Source organism: Bordetella genomosp. 10, from assembly GCF_002261225.1.
In the GTDB taxonomy this organism is placed as follows: Bacteria; Pseudomonadota; Gammaproteobacteria; order Burkholderiales; family Burkholderiaceae_B; genus Bordetella_C.
Map to the genome: position 1 here is coordinate 378,253 of NZ_NEVM01000005.1, position 19,156 is coordinate 397,408.

The following is a 19,156-nucleotide window of genomic DNA, read 5'->3' on the forward strand; positions in this document are numbered from 1 at the left end:
CGGGCGCCGTCAGCGCGCCGCCGTCTTGATGCCCGCCTTGTTTATGACCTGAGCCCACTTCGCGCGTTCGCCATCGATGAATGCGCCGAATTCAGCGGGCGTCATGCTTTGCGGCTCGGTGCCGATGCCGATGAGCTTCTTGCGTATATCGTCACGCGCAAGAATCGCGGCGGTTTCCTTGCCGAGCGTGTCGACGATGGCCTGCGGGGTGCCCGCCGGCGCCATCAAGCCATACCACACGGTCACGTCATACCCCGGCAGGCCCTGCGAGGCCACCGTCGGAATATCGGGCACCATGGGAGAGGCGTGCGATCCCGTCACCGCCAAGCCCCGCAACTGTCCGGACTTCACCATCGTGGCCGCGGTCGGCATGTTGTCGAAGACCAGGTCGACCCGGCCCGCCACCACTTCGCTCAGCGCCTGCGGGCCGCCCTTGAACGGAACATGCGTCATTTCGATGCCCGCCAGCGCCTCGAAAAGCTCGGCCGACATGTGGGGCGAGGACCCTGTTCCCGCGCTGGCGAAAAAGAGCTTATGCGTCTTGCCGTAGGCGATCAGCTCCTGCACGTTCCTCACCGGCAGCGAGGGATTGACCAGCAGGATGTTCTGGATTCCCGCCACCAGCGAGATAGGTACGAAGCTGCGCGCGGCATCGTATGGAAGATCGTCGACCAGGGCCGGATTGACCGCCAGCGCGGAGTTGGAGCCCATCAACAGCGTGTAGCCGTCCGGCGCGCTGCGCGCGGCCACGCCGGTCCCCAGGGCGCTGCCGGCGCCGGGACGGTTTTCCACGATGACGGGCTGGCCGAGATCCAGGGCCATCTGTTCGGCGACCGTCCGGGCCAGCACGTCGGACGTGCCGCCCGGCGTGAATGGCACGATGATCTTGATCGGATGCTCGGGATAATTGCCGGCGCATGCCGGCGCGAGCCATCCCAAAGGGACGGCGAACGACAGGACGGCCAACAGCCGTGACCCGATGACGCGGATAGCGGAGGAAAAGTCCATGGAAAGCCCCTTGTATCTTTATCTGGAAAAGTGGTGTCCATGTCTCCCCCGCTCCCACGCTTCGAACCGCGCGAACAGCCTTTTATGATTTCCCGTCCAGGGACGATCAACCGTGGTACGAGCGGCGCCCGGTATCGCGCAGCCACAAGCGCAACAGATGCCGTTTGCGCTCCGGCTCCGGGTAATCCACGAAACCCGTGCGCCGATGACCGCAACGCCGATTGTCCACGATCTGGATCTGGCCCCGCTCGAAGAAAAACTCCCGGTTCCAACGCGCTTCCGCCATGATGGACTCCAGGGCATCCAGCGCTTCCAGCCCCAGGGGGTCGAGCGCCTGGCCCGCCAGGTGATAGCCGCTGAGCGTCTGATGGCGCGACAGTTTGCAGTCCAGGCGATCGCCGTCGTAGGTAAAGAGAGGACGATTCAGCACCATCGGGTCGCCGGGATAATGCTCGCGCTGTCGGTTCGCCAGGAAGGGCCTGTACAGGCGTTCGACCAACTCGATGGGATGGCGCCTGAGCATTTCGTTGTAGACGGCATAGAAGCTGACGATGCTGTTGATGCCGCCGGTCATGGCGGGATGCAGGCAAAACAACGCCACATAATGCGGCGGGCACAGGTTGTAGTTGTTGTCGGTATGGAAATTCTGGTCTTTCCGCGTGGTGTCTCCACGAACGGAAGTGCTGTATGCGCGGCCCTGGTCCTTGACGTCGTAGATCATTTTTCCGTCGAAGCTTTGCGCGACCGGACGCGCCACCATCTGCCCCAGCATCCAGTAGATCGCCCGGCACTCCTCCTGCGAATACTGCTGGACCGGAATCCTGTCCAGGATGACGAAGCCCACGCCGTCGCGCAGAATGTCGCGCGCCCGCGCCATCAACGCCCGGCAGCGAGGCATGTCGTGGTCGCCGGGCGTCAGCAACAGCGTCGGCAGCGGATTGCGGCGCAGCGCCTCCACGAAGGCGTCGATCTCGCCGAGGCAATCGTCGTCCAGATGAAGCTGGCCGTCATCGGGCGCCAGCGTCTCGCGGTCCCAGACGATCGCGCCCGTCAGCGGCGTGTCGCGGATCAACGGGCAGCCCGGCCTGGACGTATCCAGTATGCTCACCACCTCGCCTTCCGCAAGGTCCCGCGAACGTTCTACTTGTGCTTCCATGAATGCGAACTCCCCTTGAATGCGGCGGATCTCCCTTGCCGCGAGGGCGCCGGGCGATCTGCCATTAGCTGTAATTCGAGGGGAAGTATAGGAAGCCGGCGGTGCGGCAAAAAGCGAACAATTCCGTCGCCGCGGCGACGGAAAATCCGATATCCGGGATTACCCGCCTCCGGCCGATCGATGCCCGGTCACGCCGACAACCGCTTGCGCGTCAGCGCGGCGACGTCCTTGAGCCATGGCTGCGCCTGCCAATGGCGCGCGGCGAAACGCCGCACCTCGTCCTGGTAGGTCAGGGACAGGCCGATGTTGTCCAGGCCCTCCAGGAACATGCGGCGATGGCGCGGGACCATGTCGAAGTTCGCCTGCACGCTGCGGCTGCGCAGCGTCTGCGCGTGCACGTCTATCGTTACCGCGTTCCCGGCGGGGTCGCCGGCGTCGGCCATCAGCTTCGCGATCTCCGCCGCGGGCAGCGTCACCAGCAAGAGCCGGTTGTTCATCGCATTGGAGAAGAAAATCTCGGCGAAGCTAGGCGCCACGACCGCCCGGAACCCGTACTGCAACAGGCCCCAGACGGCATGCTCGCGGCTGGAGCCACAGCCGAAATTGGAACCGCCCACCAGCACCGAGGCACCATCGTAAGCCGCCTGGTTCAGCACGAAATCCGGGTTCGGCCTTCCCGCGGTGTCGAACCGCAGGTCGTAAAGCAGGCCCTCGGTCAGCCCCGACTTGTCGATGCCGCGCAGGAACTGCTTGGGCATGATCTGGTCGGTGTCCAGGTTCTCGATCGGCAAAGGCGCGGCGCGCCCTTCTATCTTCGCGGTGTCAGCCATGATTCTTCTCCAGCCGGCGCACGTCCGTGATGCGCCCCGTCGTTGCCGCCGCGGCGGCCATTGCCGGGCTCATGAGGTGGGTGATGGCGCCCCTGCCCTGCCGGCCCTCGAAGTTGCGGTTGGTCGTGGACGCGCAGCGCACGCCGTCGGCCAGCACGTCGTCGTTCATGGCCAGGCACATCGAACAGCCCGCATTGCGCCACTCGAACCCGGCTTCGATGAAGACCTTGTCCAGCCCTTCCGCTTCCGCCGCGGCCTTGACCATCCCCGAGCCCGGCACGACCATGGCCCGCACGCCCTCGGCGACGCGGCGGCCGCAAATGACGGCCGCCGCCGCGCGCAGGTCTTCGATCCGGCCGTTGGTGCAGGAGCCGATGAAGACGTGCTGGATCGGCGTGCCTTCGATCGCATCGCCTTCCCGCAACTTCGTGTACGCCATCGCGCGCGCGCCGCTGGCGCGCGCCGCCCCCTCGGCGAGATCGCGCAGGCGCGGCACCTGTCCGTCGATGGCGACGACCTGGTCCGGGCTCGTCCCCCAGGTGACTTGCGGCGCGATGTCGCGCGCGTCGAACGCGTGGAACGCATCGTAGGCGGCGCCGTCGTCGGTGCGCAGGTCGCGCCACGCCGCCAGCGCGGCCTGGCGATGCTCACCCGCGAGGTCGGGAGCGCGCGCCATCACGTAGTCGATCGCCCTCTGGTCGGGCGCGATCAGCGCGCCGCGGGCGCCCGCCTCGACGATCATATTGCACAGCGTGAACCGGGCCTCGATGGACAGCGCCTCGATGGCGCTGCCGCTGTACTCGATGACGTAGCCCAGCGCCCCGCGCGCGCCGATGCGGCCGATGATGGCCAGCACCAGGTCCTTCGCCGTCACGCCCGCGGCCAGTTGGCCGTCGACGCGGATGTGCATGGTCCGGGCGACCCGGTAGACCAGCGTCTGCGTGGCCAGGACGTGCTCGACCTCGGTGGTGCCGATGCCGAAGCCGAGCGCGCCCAACGCGCCATACGTGGTCGTATGGCTATCGCCGCAGATCACCACCATGCCGGGCCGGATCATCCCGTGCTCGGGGGCGACGACGTGCTCGATGCCTTGCAGGGCATCGTTCGTGTCGAACAGCGGGATGTCGAAGGTGTCGCAGTTCTTCTTCAGATAACTCGCCTGCAAGGCCGAGGGCGGGTCGGCGATGACGCGTATCCGGCCCGGATGGGTGGGGATGATGTGGCTGACCACGGCCACGTTCTGGCCGGGCATCGGCACGCCCCGGCCTTCTTCGTACAGGCCGGCGAAGGCCTGCGGGCTGGTGTACTCGTTCATCAGGTGCAGGTCGCAGAAAAGCAGGATGTTCTGCTCATCGAGCCTTGCCACCGTATGCGAGTCTATGAGCTTCTGGTAGAGCGTTCGTGGAGACATTTGGCGTCCGGGAATATCTGGAAAGCGTCTGGATAGCGAGGTCGGCCGGGCTCACTGGATGGTGATGCCGCGGTCCTTGACCAGCTTGTCCCATTTGGGGATTTCGGTTTCGAGGCGGGCCCGGGCCTGCGCGGGCGTGGACGGCGTCGCCTCGAAACCTTCACGGTTCATGCGGTCCGACATCGCCTTGGAAGCGAGCACCTTGTCGAGGGTTTCGTTCAGCTTGTCGATGACGGGCTGGGGCGTGCGCGCCGGCGCGAAGACGATGAACCACGTATCGAAGGAATAACCCGGCAGGCCGGCTTCGGCGATGGTCGGAACGTCGGGCATCAGCGGCGAGCGCTTGGCGCCCGTCACGCCCAGCGCGCGTATCTTGCCGCTCTGGATCTGGCCTTGCGCGGCCGCCAGGACGGGGAAGCACAACTGCACCTGCCCGCTCATCACGTCGATCAGGGCGGGACCGCCACCGCGATAAGGGATGTGCACCATGTCCACCCCCGCCACCGCCTTGAACAACTCGGCCGCCATATGGAAGGTGCTGCCGGGCCCGGCCGAGGCATAGGTCAGCTTGCCCGGCTCCTTCTTGGCCAGTTCGATCAGCTCCTTGACGCTCTTGACCGGGACCTCGTTGTTGACGACCAGCACGTGCTGCGAGGACGCCACCATGCCGATGGGCGCCAGGTCCTTCAAGGTGTCGTACGGCATGTGGGGGAACAGGGCCGGATTGATGGCCAGCGACACGGTCTGCAGGCCGATGGTGTAACCGTCGGGCGCCGACTTCGCGACGGCGTCCACGCCCACGTTTCCGCCGGCACCGCCCCGGTTTTCAATGACGATGGCGCGGCCCAGGGCCTTGGCCCATTCGTCGCCGACCATGCGGGCGACGATATCCGCGCTGCCGCCGGGCGCATAGGGAACGATGAGCTTGATGGGCCGCTCGGGATAGTCGGCCGAGGCGCTGGTACAGAACGCGAAAGTGGCGAGGATGGCGAGAAGCCCGCGACGCAGCATAAGTGTCTCCATTTAATGATGATTGTGTGGTCGAATCTTAATAGTGAATTGATCCGCGATAATGTCGTTCCAAATTAGTTATTTATTTCCTTTGAGTTCATAATGAGCCCCCTCTCCGACCTGGAGTTCTTTGCCGTCCTCGCGAAACACGCCAGCCTGCGCGAGGCGGCGCAGCAACTGGGCATCACGCCTCCCGCGGTCAGCAAGCGCCTGCACGCCGTCGAACGGCGTCTGGGGGTGCGGCTCCTGAACCGGACGACGCGGCGGGCCAGCCTGACGCCGGAGGGAGAAACCTACCTGCTCGAAGGCGCGCGCGTGCTGGAAGAACTGGAAGCGTTGGAGCGCAAGGTCGCCGGCGCGCGGGCCATCCCCCGGGGCATCCTGCGCGTGGTGGCGACGCTGGGATTCGGCCGCCGTTTCATCTCGCCGGCGCTGTCCGAATTCGCCCGGCGCTTTCCCGACGTCGAGGTCCAGCTCACGCTCACGGACCGTCCCGTCAACCTCATCGAGCAGGGGTTCGACCTGCAGATCCGGATAGGGGAACTGCCCGACTCGACGCTGACGGCGCGGCTGCTGGCCCACAACCGCCGCGTGCTGGGCGCCTCCAAGGCTTACCTGTCCACGCACGGCCACCCGGCGACGCCGCGCGAACTGGCCCGGCACGCCTGCCTCTTCATCCAGGAAAACGACGAGACCTTCGGCACCTGGCACCTGCAGTCCGGCGGCGCGTCGGAAACCGTCAAGGTCCGCGGCCCGCTCGCCTCCAACGACGGGGAATGCGTCGTGAACTGGGCGCTGGACGGCCATGGCATCCTGATGCGGTCTTTGTGGGAGATAAAGCCCCTGCTCCAGAGCGGACGCCTGGAGCGCGTGCTGCCGAAATGGGACCTGCCCCCCGCGGACATCTATGCGGTATTTCCCACCAGGAACTATCTCTCGGCGAAGACGCGCGCGCTGGTGGACTTTCTTTTGGACACCTTCGCGCCGCAGCGGCGCGACAGGGACGGCCAGTGGTAGCGTGCCGCCATGCCTGGACCGATAATCAGGCAAGCGCACCGGGGCGCGGCGGCGGAGAGCCATCCGCACGCGGGAATCCCGCAATACGGCATCGAGGGAGACATCGATGAAGCTTCTTTCAAAATTGGCGCGCCGATGGTTTTCCGCGGGCGCGCTGACGGCCGGGCTGCTCGGCGCCCCCTTCGCATCATCGGCGGCCGATGCCTATCCCAGCCAGCCCATCCGGCTGATCGTCCCGTTCTCACCCGGCGGCGCCGTGGACGTCTACGCCCGCATCGTCGCCCCCGCGCTGGGCAAGGAACTCGGGCAAAGCGTGGTGGTGGACAACCGTCCCGGCGCGAGCGGCATCATCGGCACGGAAACCGTGGCGCGATCCGCGCCCGACGGCTATACGCTGGTGCTGGGGAACATCGCCACCCTGGGCATCAACCCGGTCATCTACAAGAACAATCCCTTCGATCCGCTCAAGCAGTTGACCCCCATCACCAAGACCGTCGCGGTCAATTACGTGCTGGTGGTGAACCCCGGCAAGGTGCCGGTGCACAGCGTGGCCGAACTGGTGGCCTATGCCAAGGCGCATCCGGGCACCCTTACCTACGGGTCGTCGGGGACCGGCAGCATGCAGCAGATGGCCGCCGCGCTTTTCGAATCGAAGACGGGAATCAAGCTCCTGCACGTCCCGTACAAAGGCACCGGCGCGCTGCTCGGCGACCTGGTCGCCGGGCATATCGACATGATATTCGCCGACCAGGGCACGATGATGCAGCAGGTGAAAGCCGGCAAGCTCGTCGCGCTGGCCGTCGGCGGATCGCGCCGCGTTGCCGAGTACCCGGACATTCCCACCATCGCCGAGGCCGCCCAGTTGCCGGGCTTCGAGGTGGTCGCGTGGCAGGGATTGGCCGGGCCGCCCGGGCTGGCGCCGGACGTCGTCGAGAAGCTGAACCATGCCATCGCCAAGCTGCAGTCCGACCCCGGCATCCGCGACAAGCTGCTGGAAGCCGGCCTGGTTCCCGATGCCGGCTCGCCGGCGGCCTTCCGCGACTACATAGGCGCGGAACTGCAAAAATGGGGCAAGGTCGCCGCCGACCTGGGCATCAAGGCGGATTGAGGCAGCGCGCCCGCGGCTATCGATCGCATCGATAGCCGCCCTGCTATCGCTATCGAGCCGCCGCGCCGGCGGGAAAGCCGGCGCCCCGGCCGATCAACGATTGCGTTCCTTGCGCCACGCCGCGAAATCGATCGGCGTCTGCGGATCGGTCGCGGGATACAGGCCCAGGATGGAACGGCCGTTGGCCACCTGCTCGGCCACGAAGTCCTCGAACACCGTCATCTCCGCGGCCTCGGCGGCGATTTCATCGGCCATGTGCGCGGGAATCACCAGCACGCCCTCGTCGTCGCCGACGATGACGTCGCCGGGAAACACCGGCGCGTCGCCGCAGCCGATGGGCACGTTGATGTCGATGGCCTGGTGCAGCGTCAGATTGGTCGGCGCCGACGGGCGCTGGTGATAGGCGCGGATCTTCATCTTGCCGATCTCGGGCGCGTCGCGGAAACCGCCGTCGGTCACCACGCCCTCCACGCCGCGCGCCTGCAAGCGGCCGACGAGTATCCCGCCGGCCGAGGCCGCGCGCGCGTCCTTGCGGCTATCGATCACCAGCACCGCCCCGGGCGGGCAATCCTCGACGGCCTTGCGCTGCGGATGCGCGCGGTCGCGGAAGACTTCGATGCCGTTGAGGTCTTCGCGCGCCGGCATGTAGCGCAGGGTGAAGGCCTCGCCCACCATGGACGGACCGCCGCGCACGCCGCCCACGGGCAAGGCGCCCTGGATCATCTGCGTGCGCAGGCCGCGCTTGAACAGGCAGGTGCACAAGGTGGCGGTGCTCACGCCGCGCAGCAATTCACGGGTCTCGGGTTTCAGCATGGGTGTCTCTATCCGTATGTCTGTATGGGTTGCGGAACGAAAAAGGAACGGCCGGCGCATCGGCAAGCCGCGATCAGAAGATGTCCGGCTCGCGCACCGGCGCGCCGAAGTCGGTGCGCAGGAAATCGAAATCGCAGCCCTGGTCGGCCTGCTCGATGTGCTTGGAGAACATCCAGCCATAGCCGCGCTCGTAGCGGCGCTCGGGCTGGCGCCATTCGGCGCGGCGGCGCTGCAGCTCGGCATCGTCCACGTCCAGGCTGATGGTGCGCGCATCGACGTCCAGCGTGATGATGTCGCCGTTGCGCACCAGGCTCAGCGGACCGCCGACGTACGACTCCGGCGACACGTGCAGGATGCAGGCGCCATAGCTGGTGCCGCTCATGCGCGCGTCGGACAGGCGCACCATGTCGCGCACGCCCTGCTTCACGAGTTTCTTGGGGATGGGCAGCATGCCCCATTCGGGCATGCCCGGGCCGCCCTGCGGACCGGCGTTGCGCAGGATCAGCACGTGATCCGCCGTGACGTCCAGGTTTTCGTCGTCGATGGCCGCCTTCATCGAGGGATAGTCGTCGAACACCAGGGCCGGGCCGGAGTGCTTGAGGAAGCGCGGATCCGCGGCGCCCGGCTTCATCACGCAGCCGTCCGGGGCCAGGTTGCCGCGCAGCACGGCCAGCGAACCCTCGGCATAGACCGGGTTCTCCACGGTGCGGATGACGTCGTCGTTGTACACCGCCGCGCCCTCGATGTTCTGTCCCAGCGTGCGGCCGGTGACGGTCATCTCGTCCAGGTGCAGATGCTCGCGGATGCGCGTCATCATGGCCGGCAGGCCGCCCGCGTAGAAGAAGTCCTCCATCAGGTACTTGTCGCCGCTGGGGCGCACGTTGGCGATCACCGGCACCTTGCGGCTGGCCTTCTCGAAATCGTCCAGGCTGATGTCGTGGCCCGCGCGGCGCCCCTGGGCGATCACGTGGATGATGGCGTTGGTGGAACAGCCCATGGCCATGGCCACGGTGATGGCGTTCTCGAAGGCCTTGCGGGTCTGGATGCGAGCCGGCGTCAAGTCCTCCCACACCATTTCCACGATGCGCCGGCCCGACTCCGAACTCATCCGGACGTGGTTGGCGTCCGGCGCCGGAATCGACGAGGCGCCCGGCAAGGTCATTCCCAGGGCTTCGGCGATGGCCGTCATCGTGCTGGCCGTGCCCATGGTCATGCAGGTGCCGTGGCTGCGCGCGATGCCGCCCTGGATGCCGATCCACTGCTGTTCGGTGATGACGCCGGCGCGGCGGTCGTCCCAGAACTTCCACGCGTCGGAGCCCGAGCCCAGCGTGTGGCCTTGCCAGTTGCCGCGCAGCATGGGGCCGGCCGGCACGTAGATGGCCGGCAGGCCGGCGCTGGTGGCACCCATCAGCAACGCGGGCGTGGTCTTGTCGCAACCGCCCATCAGCACCACGCCGTCGACGGGATGGCAGCGCAAGAGCTCCTCCGCGTCCATCGCCAGCATGTTCCGGTACAGCATCGTGGTCGGCTTGACGTATTGTTCCGCCAGCGACAGGGCCGGCAGTTCGATGGGAAAGCCGCCGGCCTGCAAGACGCCCCGCTTCACGTCCTCGACGCGTTGCTTGAAATGGGTATGACAGGGGTTGATGTCCGACCACGTATTGACGATGCCGATCACGGGACGCCCGGCCCATTCCTCCGGCGAATAGCCCATCTGCATGGCGCGCGAACGATGGCCGAAACCGCGCAGGTCGTCGGGGGCGAACCAGCGCGCGCTGCGCAGGGTCTGGGGAGTCTTCTTGTGAGTAGTCATCGTATTTGCTCGGAAAGCGCCTCGGCGGCGTCGACGGAAAAATGGGATGTACTGTGCGGAAGCCGCGCGGGCGCGCGCCGCCCTCGCCCGCCAGCAGATGGCAAGCGCGGCGTGGCGCGGTCAGGCGTGATGGAACGCCCGTGCATGTCTCCTCCGCCATGGCGGGAAATCCGGGCGGGTTTGGCTGCGATGTCGCGATGGATTTCGCGGCCAAACTTGCCCGGCATCCCGCCGACAGTTGTTCATTCTCGATTTAAAATATACTAATACATTAGTACATCATGAACAAGCCCATGCCCCGCTCCGCGTTCCCGCGCCTACCCCTTACTCATCGCCGCTCGCCATGAACGAATCCGTCAGGCTGGACCGCTACCGGCAGGCCGCCCCGCAGCTCTATGAATTGCTGCGCGAGGCCATCGTTTCCCTGGCCTTGCCGCCGGGCACCGCCTTGGTGCGTCCGGAACTGGCCGCGCAGTACGGGGTCAGCCAGACGCCCGTGCGCGACGCGCTCATGCGCCTGGAGGAAGAAGGCCTGGTGGACGTGATTCCCCAGGCCGGCACGCGGGTCAGCAAGATCGATCTCGACCGCGCCGGGCAGGCGCACTTCCTGCGCCGCGCCATCGAGCAGGAACTGGTGCGCGAATTGGCCAGCGCCGGCAACGACGCGCTGGTCAAGCGCCTGCGCGGGTTACTGGACGTGCAGCAGGCCCAGGTGCGGGCGGCGGACTTCGAGGCTTTCGCCGCCGCCGACCAGGAGTTTCACCGGGAGCTGTATGCGGCCGCCCATATGCAGGACTTGTGGCAACTGGTGTACAGCCGCAGCGGCCATATCGACCGCCTGCGGCGGCTGCACCTGCCCGCGCTGGGCAAGGCGCAGCGCATCCTGAACGATCACACGCTGATCGTCGACGCCATCGCCGCGGCCGATCCGGCGCTGGCGGAAGAACGCCTGCGCGAACACCTGTCGCACACGCTGCGGCAGGTGGAGGAAATACGCGCGCGCCACCCCGAGTATTTCAACACCTGACGCGCGCCGGCTCGGTGCACGACTCGGTGCGCGGCTCGGTGCTCTCAGGCGGGGGCTCAGGCTTTGGGTCTCAGGCTTGAGGCGCGCTACCCTCCGCGCCGCCTTCCAGCTTGGACACCCGCGCCTCCAGCGCCGCCAACTGGTTGGTCAGTTGATCCACGCGCGCGAGCGTGCGGGCGAGCAGATCGGCCTGGACGTCGAACTCCTCCCGCGTCACCAGATCGAGCTTGGCGAAGCCTTGCGTCATCATCGCGCGCACGTTGCGCTCGACATCCGCCGCGGGGCTGCGCGCGATCAGGTCCGAAATGTTCTTCTGGATGTCTTCCATCCATTGCATGGGATTGGTGGTGTTCATGTCTGCATCCTGTTCCGCGAAGATTGAAAGTCGCGTATTGCCAGTGTAAATCGCTTCGCCCGCGAAAATCCGGCCACGCGCCGCCCGCGCCGTGACCGGCCAGGGAACAATAGGCAGACTTTGGCGCGGCCAAGATAAAAAAGCCCCCACGCCGCGCGGCTACGCCGCTTGCTGCCCCCCGAGGGGGCTTTTTTGCCTTGGGAGCGGCCCGGCGGCAAAAAAGTTCCTGCGTCAAGCCTCTTGGGAGAATCACTAAGGGCCAAAAATCTTATACAGGACTTTGGCTTAGCTGTACTTCGAGGCACTTTACCGGGCTACCGCTTTGTGGGTTAGGAGCCACATAAGAGCGTTGCGGTGGAAAGCGGGAGCGTACTGCATCGGGGGCGATTGTCAGCAAAGAGCGGGCTTGTTCAGCCAGCATAGCGCAATCGGTTTCAGCGCTCCGAACGAAGAACTCGCCTCGATCCGCCTTGGAATGACCGATTTCCCCTCTGCTTACGGCACCATCCCATCGGCTCAAGGGTCGAGACATAGCCGACCGTCTGCGTGGATCTGTTGAAGACCTGTGCTGATGAGCAACTCAACCTCTCTCGTTCTGCCAAATGGCTGGATATCGATCAGACGACATTTCAAGGCGGAGTCTGGTTGGTAACCGCACGAATCGACGCTAGCGCGTCGGCAAGCAGCTCCCGCAGCCGTCGTTGCTCGCCTGGCTGCACCCAGCGCTGCTCAGCCATCTGTTTGATGAGCACGCCTACACGCGCGGTAAGAAGTGCCGCATCAGAATCCAGGCCGCGTTTCTGGAGGGTGCGGGCGATGACTGAGGTGAGAGAAGACAGCTTGCTCTCCTCGCGCTCCTGCAATTCCGGTGTGGTAGCGATGATTTGCCGCCGGCGGGTCGCCGGGCCGCGTAGTTCCTCGAGGACCTCGTCGGCGGTCGCCTGTAGGCCATGCACGACCGCGTCGAGAGCGGCGACATCGGCAGCGGATGCCGCGATCTCCCTAGCCACGATCTGTTCCTGAAGTTCGGAAGGCTTGCCGAACAGCACGTCCCGCTTGTTGGCGAAATGATTGAAGAAGGTGCGCTCGGTCAGTCCGGCGCGCTCGGCGATCTCGGCCACGGTCGTGTTGTCGAAGCCTTGCTCGACGAACAACGCGATGGCTGCGTCATGTAGCCGGCCGGCGGCATTGGGTTTCCATCTAGGCATAGTTCAGATATTGATTGCAGTCTATGAAATAACAATGTAGGCTGAGCATATCAGCAGTCATCAAGTCAGCCTTGCGCTGGGCAAGGCCGAAGGAGTTCCAGCCATGCGTATCTTCATCACCGGTGCGTCCGGACATATCGCGTCCGCCGTCATTCCAGAGCTCATTTCAGCGGGCCATACGGTGGTCGGCCTGGCTCGCTCGGATCGCGCCACGGCGGCCATTCAGGCCTTGGGCGCTGACGTCCATCGCGGCGACCTGGCCGACGTGGCCGTCCTGGCCGCGGCCGCCCGCGAAGCCGACGGCGTCATCCACTTGGCATTCGACCACGAGCAACAAGGCAGGGGAAACCTGCAGGCTGCCGTCGCCGCAGATCTGGAAGCGATTCATGCCATCGGCCAAGCCCTGGCAGGCTCGGGCAAGCCGTTTGTAGGCACCTGCGCCACCGGTGGCATCGCCATCGCCGGCTTCTCCGGCCTGCTGACCGAAACCGTCACCTTGCCCGGCGGCCCACGCATCGAAGCGGAAAACACTGTCATCGCTCTGGCCCAGCAAGAAGTGCGATCTTCCGTGGTAAGACTGCCGCCTGCGGTGCACCACGACGGTCGCTATGGGTTCGTCTCAGGCTTGATTGATATCGCCCGCGCCACCGGCAAGGCAGGCTACCTGGGCGATGGCAGCAACCGATGGCCATCCACGGACACTCGCGATGTCGCTATCGCCTATCGCCTGGCGCTGGAATCGGCTGGCGCCGGAACTCGCGTCCACGCCGTTGCCGAAGAAGGCATTCCCATGCGGCAGATTGCCGAGGCCATTGGTCGCCGCCTTGGCGTGCCGACTGCTCCGGTGGCGCCCGAAGATGCCCCGCGACAGTTCGGCTTCCTGAGCGCCTTCGTCGGCCTTGACAATCCCACTTCGAGTCGGATCACCCGCGCGACACTCGGCTGGAAACCAACTCGCCCTGGGCTGATCTCTGCTATCGAAGCGGACGTTGCGCTGACTCCGGATGCCAACTGAGATCCGACCCGCCACTGCGGTCTATTGACCCCGAAGGCGCCGGCGACAGACTGAGAAAGATGGAAAGATCTTCCGTCGGCTCATACCCCCCGGCGATTGCAACAAAAGAGGCATGATGTCCACTTTCCTGAACATCGGTGCCGAACCGGCATCGCAATCTGGCCGCCCGCCCGCGCGCTCGCCCACGTTGGACATTCCGTCTACACCAGCATGCGTCACGGCAATACCGAGCCCGCCGAAGCGATACCTCGAATGGCCATCGCCGAGGACTTCTCTCTGCGCGGACCATCGTTCTAGGCGTCCAGTCCAAGCAATCCGGCGCGCGATGCCGTCGCGGCCATCCTGGCGCAGGCTGGGTTGTTGGATGTCGTCGTTCACAACGCCGGACACCTGGTCATCGGCTATGTCGAAGCCTTCACCGCGGCTGACATCGCACACCTGTTCGACGTCAACGTGCTCGGTGCCCAGCGAGTCAATCGCGCGGTCCCATCTCACGTGCGCGCGCGCCGCCACGGCACCCTGCTGTATGTGGGCAGGAGATCGAATCGAGCTCACCGAGCGCCACATCCACCAGGCCATGACCCACATGCCCTTCGACCAACTCCTGATCATCAACAAGGCTGAATGATCCCCATGAAAATCTCTGACAACACTATCTTCATCCCGGGGGCAACGAGCGGGATTGGCCTGGCCTTGGCCCTGCGTCTGAAAGCGCACGGCAATACCGTCATCGTCGGCGGACGTCGCGCCGATGTCCTCGAACGCCTGGGAACCGAGCACCACCTTGACACCGTGCAGATCGACGTGACCGATCCGCGGAGCATTCAGAGCGCCACCGCACAGGTAATCGCAGACCATCCCAAGCTCAACGTCTTGCTGGCCATGGCCGGCATCATGGTCCCGGAGGACTGGCACACGGCCGAAGGCTTCCTGCAGGTCGCCGAAGACACCGTGCAGACCAACCTGCTAGGGCCGATCCGATTGATCGCGGCCTGCATGAAACAGCTGCAGAGCCAGCCTGACGCGGCGGTCATCACTGTCTCCTCTGGCCTGGCCTCAGTGCCACTGGCAGCCACCCCGACCTATTGCGCCACCAAGGCGGCAATCCACATGCTCTCTGAAGCGGTTCGCGTGCAACTGGCCGATACCTCGGTCCAAGTAATCGAACTGGTTCCGCCGGCCGTGCGCACGTCGCTGATGAACAACGACAAGAATCCGCGCGCGATGCCGCTAGACGAGTTCGCCGATGCGACGATCGCTCTGCTGGAGAGTCAGCCCGATGCGTGCGAAATCCTTGTGGAGAACGTAAAGTTCCAGCGTTTTGCCGAACGGCGGGGTGAATACGACCAAGTCCTTAAGGTGATCAATGGCAAGTGCTGACCCTACCTCGGCCTGGTCACCAACTGGCACCGGGGCGGAGTTGTAAATCCGCCAGCGTAGGGCAATTATCAGACCTGATGGCGTCGAGTCACGTCAGCACCGGGCGGAACACCATATTTCTGCTTATATTCACGGCTGAATTGAGACTGGTTGCTGTAACCGACCTCCAACGCCGCCACACCGGCGGGCATCCCTTCCGTCAACATCGCGCGCCGAGCCTCTTGCAATCGAATTTCTTTCCGATATTGGATGGGGGTCATGAAAGCCACGGCCTTAAAATGCCTATGAAAGGACGTCGCGCTCATTCCAGCTATATCGGCAAGGTCATTCACCTTCAGAGGCTCCTGATAATGCTTCTTGATCCAAGATATCGCTTTATTGATTTGCGACAGGTGCGACTCGCTCGCAACATATTGCATCAACGCCTGACCCAGGCCGCTTAGAGTCAAGTGATAATAGAACTCCTGTAAGATTAATGGCCGCAAGAATTCGATCCCCGGCGGATCGTCAAGGAGTTGCAGCAGCCTTTCCATCGTTGCCAGAAGCGGCGGCCTCATGCTCGTAGCCATAACGGCAGCCGGGATCAAGGATGGGCCCGTATTGAATGAGAGCCGTTGCAGCACATGATCGGCCAACACACGGTCCAGATCCAGGATCAGGCCAATATGCGTCTTACCGTCAGGCGCGGCGTGAACCCTCGAAGACACCGGAACATCCATGGTCACGAACAAGAACTTGGTGGCGTCCACATCGAAATTGACCTGAGCAAGGCCAACGGTTTTGGCGCCACGCAAGACAATGCAGATTCGTGGCTTGTAGACGATATGGGCTGGATGAACACTGGTCGTCATGCGGAAGAGCGTCAATCCCTCGACCTCGGTCTCCAGACGCTCACCGACACAGTGGCGTTCGACAACCTCGCACATCCGACAGAGTTGGTCGTTCATCGCAAAAAACTATATCAAGTCCTTGAGCACTTGCTCCAAGTGATTATCACACATTTGGCATGGCAGGATCATGCAAATCCTTGGCAGCATCGTTATAGCAATCATTGTTCTGCTCAAAGACAATAACCCCTGGCTTCAGGTTTGAGCCGCTGCGACATATCCAACACTGTTATTGAATGGGAGAAAACATGACAAGCAAAACCTGGCTAATCACGGGGTGTTCTACAGGTTTTGGCCGGGAGTTGGCAGTTCAAGCTCTAAATCGTGGAGAGCGTGTCGTCATGACTGCGCGCAATGTTGCCAAACTCGAAGAGCTTGCCAGAGAACATGCATCCCATGCGTTATTGGTTCCCCTTGATGTTACCGACGGCGCTTCGATGGATAGCGCGCTGATGGCTGCGAATCATCGATTCGGTGACGTCGATGTCCTTGTGAACAACGCCGGCTACGGCTACTTCGCTGCGATCGAAGAAGGCGAAGAAGATGAAATCCGGCGGCAATTCGAAACCAACCTCTTTGGACTGATTTCCCTGACAAAACGCGTCCTGCCGTCTATGCGTGCACGGAGGACTGGACATATCGTCAACTTCTCGTCGATCGGCGGATTGATGGTCTTTCCCGGAGTAGGCTATTACAACGCTACCAAGTTTGCCGTCGAGGCCTTCTCCGAATCGCTGGCATTGGAGCTGGCACCCTTCGGCGTCAAAGTCACTATCGTCGAGCCCGGACGTTTCCGCACCGACTGGGCCGGGCGATCGATGGTAATGTCCGCAAATACTATTGCTGACTATTCAACGACGATCGGCGTGCGCAGGAAATCGCTTGCCGAGTCGTCCGGCAAACAGCCAGGAGATCCCGCTCGTGGTGCAGCGGCCATCATCAAGGCTGTCGACGCTCCGGAACCTCCCTTGCGCCTTTTGTTGGGCACCGACGCTTACGACCTTGCCGTTGAGCGGCTCGCCTTCTTGCGAAAGGGATTCGATGCCTGGAAAACCGTCACGACCAGTACCGACTTCACCGACTGATGTCATCTTGGCCGGGAGGGTGCTCCCGTTTTGCGTCGATGGTTTGGCCCAACCGCGGTGCGATGGAGGATTGCCGCCTATCCCGCAAGGAGACATGACAGAAGACGCACAATCAGCCACAGCAAGCGGTGGGTACGGATGGCTCCACGAGCCCCCGTCCGATGTGCGGGATTCGGTCAACCCGCGCTAATACGCGGCGCCACCTCGATGCGCCGGGATGATAGTGCAAGTGCCAAGCTCAGTTCGGCACTGTCCAAGATCGTGAGGTTGGCACCTTCGCCCGAGAACGCCGACATTAGGTAATCGCATCACCCGCGAGCATGACGACTGGAATGCGCCCCCACCGACGGCGATCGGCAATGCATGGAAAAGCCGCACATTAGGCAGGATATCGTCATACGCCTTTGACAAATTTTCCAATCACAAATCAATTTGATATTTTTACATTAGTCGCGGTCTAAGTACGACAACGATAGTTAGCCAAACGCTCTCCCCTTTTACGTAGCAGCGCGGGAAGATGGTCGGTGGTCTTCTCCCATGCCCCGCCTGAACCCCCGATCCCCCGCCATGAACGCCTCCAGCATATGAGGGATCAGTACCGTGGCATCGACCGCTTCGCCGTAGGTCTGCGCGTGCAGCGTCGCGTAGCGGTCGAGGTCGGCCTTCAGGCCAGCCGGGCATGCGAACGTCAGTTTGATGCTCTCGGTCTTGGGTAGCGGCCCCAGCCGCAGCTTGCGCGTCGTGCTCATGGCGAAGTCCCCCGATTGAAGAACAGCGGTTGGTACGGCCGCAGTACCAGATCGCGGTTGACGATGATGCTGACTGGTAGGCCGGGCCGCTCGGTCAACGTCGGCTGGATATTGAGATTACGGCGCGTAAATTCCTGGCCGACCTGATTGGCCGTGTCCTGCGCGCTATCCCGCAACGCGATAACCGTATTGCCATTGGCGTTTCCCTGATTCGAGACGGCCAGCTCGGAACCAACGCCCAGCACGGTGGACAGTGCCGCACCTGCCAGGATGCGTCCCCAGTGCCAATCGACGCTATCCTCCAGGCCGGCATAGCCAGCGGGATCAGCACCGGCCAGATTGTCCAGCGTGAGCGAAGACGTGTCCGGCAGGATGATGCGGTTCCACACGATCTGCACGCGGCTCTGCCCGTAGGCGACCTGGCTGTTGTATTTGCCAAGGATGCGCGAACCTTGCGGGATCAGCAGGTAGCGGCCCGTCGCCGTGTCGTACACCGACGCCGTCACGGTGCCGATCACGTCGCCCGGCAAATCGGACTTGATGCCCGTCACTAACGCCGCCGAAATCACGGTGCCCGCCATCACCTGATACGGCGAGGCCGGCATTTGCAGATTGCCGGAATTACGGGTTTCCGTGGTTCCGGCTTTCTGGAACGCCTCTTTCTGGTCTTGCCGGTTCTGCACGGCGGTCGGATCGGCCGGCTGCGCAGCCGTCGAAGCCGGGCCGGCGGCCTGTGGGTCGAAACCGGCCAGGCCCGATGCCGGCACGGAGGACGCGGCCTGCGCGGGCGCCGCTGCGGCGTGCTGAGTGCTTGAACGGAAGAACACCGACGATCCCGCAGCGTCTTCGGCCTCCTTGCGCATCGCATCACGCGCGGCCGCCGCCGGATCGTTACCCGGCGGTATGTTGGGAGGCAACGGTGGCTGCGCGTTCACGATGGCCGGGCCGAGGTCGCCCGGCAGCGGCGGCCCAAGTGGCGGCACGTTGGCCGCGGGCTTCGGCGGCAGCTTCGAGTAGTCGGCCGGTAGCTGATCGAGTTCTTCCGACTTCGATACGCGATCCACGTTGTAAAGCTCAGTCGCATCGTTACTGCCGCGCGGATGCTTCGGCTGCAACGACCACATCGTTGCGCCCAGCACGGCGACGCCGAGTCCACCGGCCAGCATCGCCAGCGTGCGTCGGTTGAGGCGCGTCACCGGGCGAGGTTGCGCCCGCAGCGCCACGTTCTCCGGCGCGACTTTCGGGGCGGCGCCGGCTACGTCTGGGGTTTCGTCCTGGCTCAT

19 protein-coding genes are annotated in these 19,156 nt (G+C 64.1%); 7 read left to right on the top strand and 12 right to left on the bottom strand.

Annotated elements, in window-relative coordinates:
* Positions 1 to 9: 9 nt before the first annotated feature.
* The 5 genes from CAL29_RS17940 to CAL29_RS17960 all read right to left on the bottom strand — a co-directional run bounded on the left by CAL29_RS17940 (position 10) and on the right by CAL29_RS17960 (position 5,416).
* Positions 10 to 1,008 carry a Bug family tripartite tricarboxylate transporter substrate binding protein gene (locus CAL29_RS17940; RefSeq protein ID WP_094854429.1) on the bottom strand — a complete coding sequence of 333 codons (999 nt, stop codon included), beginning with the start codon at positions 1,006 to 1,008 and terminating at the stop codon, positions 10 to 12.
* Positions 1,009 to 1,114: 106 nt separating this feature from the next.
* Positions 1,115 to 2,164 (bottom strand): TauD/TfdA family dioxygenase, encoded by a 1,050-nt coding sequence (locus CAL29_RS17945; protein ID WP_094854430.1) that lies wholly within the window; start codon positions 2,162 to 2,164, stop codon positions 1,115 to 1,117.
* Between the two features lie 188 nt (positions 2,165 to 2,352).
* Positions 2,353 to 2,994 carry a 3-isopropylmalate dehydratase small subunit gene (gene leuD, locus CAL29_RS17950; protein WP_094854431.1) on the bottom strand — a complete coding sequence of 214 codons (642 nt, stop codon included), beginning with the start codon at positions 2,992 to 2,994 and terminating at the stop codon, positions 2,353 to 2,355.
* Complete coding sequence (leuC, locus tag CAL29_RS17955; RefSeq protein ID WP_094854432.1) at positions 2,987 to 4,405, bottom strand: 3-isopropylmalate dehydratase large subunit; 1,419 nt, start codon at positions 4,403 to 4,405, stop codon at positions 2,987 to 2,989. Before leuC ends, leuD begins: the two co-directional genes overlap by 8 nt.
* Before the next feature lie 51 nt (positions 4,406 to 4,456).
* The gene (locus tag CAL29_RS17960) at positions 4,457 to 5,416 is read right to left on the bottom strand and encodes a tripartite tricarboxylate transporter substrate binding protein (protein ID WP_256977553.1); all 960 of its coding nucleotides are present in this window, start codon (positions 5,414 to 5,416) and stop codon (positions 4,457 to 4,459) included.
* 102 nt (positions 5,417 to 5,518) lie between these two features.
* On the opposite strand from CAL29_RS17960, the gene CAL29_RS17965 reads away from it, so the two are divergent.
* Entirely contained in the window at positions 5,519 to 6,433 is a 915-nt protein-coding gene (locus CAL29_RS17965; RefSeq protein WP_094854434.1) for a LysR family transcriptional regulator, read from the top strand.
* Positions 6,434 to 6,539: 106 nt separating this feature from the next.
* Positions 6,540 to 7,541 carry a Bug family tripartite tricarboxylate transporter substrate binding protein gene (locus tag CAL29_RS17970; RefSeq protein ID WP_094854435.1) on the top strand — a complete coding sequence of 334 codons (1,002 nt, stop codon included), beginning with the start codon at positions 6,540 to 6,542 and terminating at the stop codon, positions 7,539 to 7,541.
* Positions 7,542 to 7,634: 93 nt separating this feature from the next.
* On the opposite strand, the gene CAL29_RS17975 is transcribed toward CAL29_RS17970, so the two are convergent.
* Positions 7,635 to 8,351 carry a ribonuclease activity regulator RraA gene (locus CAL29_RS17975; protein WP_204524296.1) on the bottom strand — a complete coding sequence of 239 codons (717 nt, stop codon included), beginning with the start codon at positions 8,349 to 8,351 and terminating at the stop codon, positions 7,635 to 7,637.
* Positions 8,352 to 8,427: 76 nt separating this feature from the next.
* Entirely contained in the window at positions 8,428 to 10,167 is a 1,740-nt protein-coding gene (gene araD, locus CAL29_RS17980) for an L-arabinonate dehydratase (protein ID WP_094854437.1), read from the bottom strand.
* A gap of 343 nt (positions 10,168 to 10,510) precedes the next feature.
* Here araD and CAL29_RS17985 point away from each other — a divergent pair, with 343 nt between their 5' ends.
* On the top strand, positions 10,511 to 11,194 hold the full coding sequence (locus CAL29_RS17985) for a GntR family transcriptional regulator (protein ID WP_094854438.1): 684 nt from the start codon (positions 10,511 to 10,513) through the stop codon (positions 11,192 to 11,194).
* Positions 11,195 to 11,264: 70 nt separating this feature from the next.
* Here CAL29_RS17985 and CAL29_RS17990 read toward each other — a convergent pair whose 3' ends face one another.
* Entirely contained in the window at positions 11,265 to 11,549 is a 285-nt protein-coding gene (locus CAL29_RS17990) for an accessory factor UbiK family protein (protein WP_094854439.1), read from the bottom strand.
* Positions 11,550 to 12,178: 629 nt separating this feature from the next.
* Entirely contained in the window at positions 12,179 to 12,757 is a 579-nt protein-coding gene (locus tag CAL29_RS17995; RefSeq protein WP_094854440.1) for a TetR/AcrR family transcriptional regulator, read from the bottom strand.
* A gap of 103 nt (positions 12,758 to 12,860) precedes the next feature.
* On the opposite strand from CAL29_RS17995, the gene CAL29_RS18000 reads away from it, so the two are divergent.
* The 3 genes from CAL29_RS18000 (at position 12,861) to CAL29_RS18010 (ending at position 15,152) form a co-directional block, all read left to right on the top strand.
* On the top strand, positions 12,861 to 13,772 hold the full coding sequence (locus CAL29_RS18000; RefSeq protein ID WP_094854441.1) for an SDR family oxidoreductase: 912 nt from the start codon (positions 12,861 to 12,863) through the stop codon (positions 13,770 to 13,772).
* Between the two features lie 360 nt (positions 13,773 to 14,132).
* Positions 14,133 to 14,396, top strand: a complete 264-nt coding sequence (locus CAL29_RS32295; RefSeq protein ID WP_373559792.1) for a hypothetical protein — start codon at positions 14,133 to 14,135, stop codon at positions 14,394 to 14,396.
* A gap of 9 nt (positions 14,397 to 14,405) precedes the next feature.
* A complete protein-coding gene (locus CAL29_RS18010; RefSeq protein WP_094856732.1) occupies positions 14,406 to 15,152 on the top strand; it encodes an SDR family oxidoreductase in 747 nt (248 codons plus the stop codon).
* A 68-nt stretch (positions 15,153 to 15,220) separates the two neighbouring features.
* Here CAL29_RS18010 and CAL29_RS18015 read toward each other — a convergent pair whose 3' ends face one another.
* Positions 15,221 to 16,099: an AraC family transcriptional regulator gene (locus tag CAL29_RS18015; protein WP_094854443.1), complete on the bottom strand. Its 879-nt coding sequence runs from the start codon at positions 16,097 to 16,099 to the stop codon at positions 15,221 to 15,223.
* 188 nt (positions 16,100 to 16,287) lie between these two features.
* Here CAL29_RS18015 and CAL29_RS18020 point away from each other — a divergent pair, with 188 nt between their 5' ends.
* Positions 16,288 to 17,124, top strand: a complete 837-nt coding sequence (locus tag CAL29_RS18020) for an oxidoreductase (protein ID WP_218831874.1) — start codon at positions 16,288 to 16,290, stop codon at positions 17,122 to 17,124.
* Positions 17,125 to 17,621: 497 nt separating this feature from the next.
* Here CAL29_RS18020 and CAL29_RS18025 read toward each other — a convergent pair whose 3' ends face one another.
* Both CAL29_RS18025 and CAL29_RS18030 read right to left on the bottom strand, forming a co-directional pair.
* Positions 17,622 to 17,873: a DUF2274 domain-containing protein gene (locus CAL29_RS18025; RefSeq protein ID WP_094854445.1), complete on the bottom strand. Its 252-nt coding sequence runs from the start codon at positions 17,871 to 17,873 to the stop codon at positions 17,622 to 17,624.
* Positions 17,870 to 19,156 (bottom strand): TrbI/VirB10 family protein, encoded by a 1,287-nt coding sequence (locus tag CAL29_RS18030; RefSeq protein WP_094854446.1) that lies wholly within the window; start codon positions 19,154 to 19,156, stop codon positions 17,870 to 17,872. Before CAL29_RS18030 ends, CAL29_RS18025 begins: the two co-directional genes overlap by 4 nt.

What these genes read in the sequence shown, in the direction of transcription:
- CAL29_RS17945 (WP_094854430.1), bottom strand. Translation starts at nt 2,164, where the DNA reads ATGGAAGCACAAGTAGAACGTTCGCGGGACCTTGCGGAAGGCGAGGTG.
- leuD (WP_094854431.1), bottom strand. Translation starts at nt 2,994, where the DNA reads ATGGCTGACACCGCGAAGATAGAAGGGCGCGCCGCGCCTTTGCCGATC.
- CAL29_RS17990 (WP_094854439.1), bottom strand. Translation starts at nt 11,549, where the DNA reads ATGAACACCACCAATCCCATGCAATGGATGGAAGACATCCAGAAGAAC.
- CAL29_RS17985 (WP_094854438.1), top strand. Translation starts at nt 10,511, where the DNA reads ATGAACGAATCCGTCAGGCTGGACCGCTACCGGCAGGCCGCCCCGCAG.
- CAL29_RS18000 (WP_094854441.1), top strand. Translation starts at nt 12,861, where the DNA reads ATGCGTATCTTCATCACCGGTGCGTCCGGACATATCGCGTCCGCCGTC.
- CAL29_RS17965 (WP_094854434.1), top strand. Translation starts at nt 5,519, where the DNA reads ATGAGCCCCCTCTCCGACCTGGAGTTCTTTGCCGTCCTCGCGAAACAC.
- CAL29_RS18010 (WP_094856732.1), top strand. Translation starts at nt 14,406, where the DNA reads ATGAAAATCTCTGACAACACTATCTTCATCCCGGGGGCAACGAGCGGG.
- CAL29_RS17960 (WP_256977553.1), bottom strand. Translation starts at nt 5,416, where the DNA reads ATGCTGCGTCGCGGGCTTCTCGCCATCCTCGCCACTTTCGCGTTCTGT.
- CAL29_RS17970 (WP_094854435.1), top strand. Translation starts at nt 6,540, where the DNA reads ATGAAGCTTCTTTCAAAATTGGCGCGCCGATGGTTTTCCGCGGGCGCG.
- CAL29_RS18015 (WP_094854443.1), bottom strand. Translation starts at nt 16,099, where the DNA reads ATGAACGACCAACTCTGTCGGATGTGCGAGGTTGTCGAACGCCACTGT.
- CAL29_RS17940 (WP_094854429.1), bottom strand. Translation starts at nt 1,008, where the DNA reads ATGGACTTTTCCTCCGCTATCCGCGTCATCGGGTCACGGCTGTTGGCC.
- CAL29_RS18020 (WP_218831874.1), top strand. Translation starts at nt 16,288, where the DNA reads ATGACAAGCAAAACCTGGCTAATCACGGGGTGTTCTACAGGTTTTGGC.
- CAL29_RS18030 (WP_094854446.1), bottom strand. Translation starts at nt 19,156, where the DNA reads ATGAGCCAGGACGAAACCCCAGACGTAGCCGGCGCCGCCCCGAAAGTC.
- araD (WP_094854437.1), bottom strand. Translation starts at nt 10,167, where the DNA reads ATGACTACTCACAAGAAGACTCCCCAGACCCTGCGCAGCGCGCGCTGG.
- CAL29_RS18025 (WP_094854445.1), bottom strand. Translation starts at nt 17,873, where the DNA reads ATGAGCACGACGCGCAAGCTGCGGCTGGGGCCGCTACCCAAGACCGAG.
- CAL29_RS17995 (WP_094854440.1), bottom strand. Translation starts at nt 12,757, where the DNA reads ATGCCTAGATGGAAACCCAATGCCGCCGGCCGGCTACATGACGCAGCC.
- leuC (WP_094854432.1), bottom strand. Translation starts at nt 4,405, where the DNA reads ATGTCTCCACGAACGCTCTACCAGAAGCTCATAGACTCGCATACGGTG.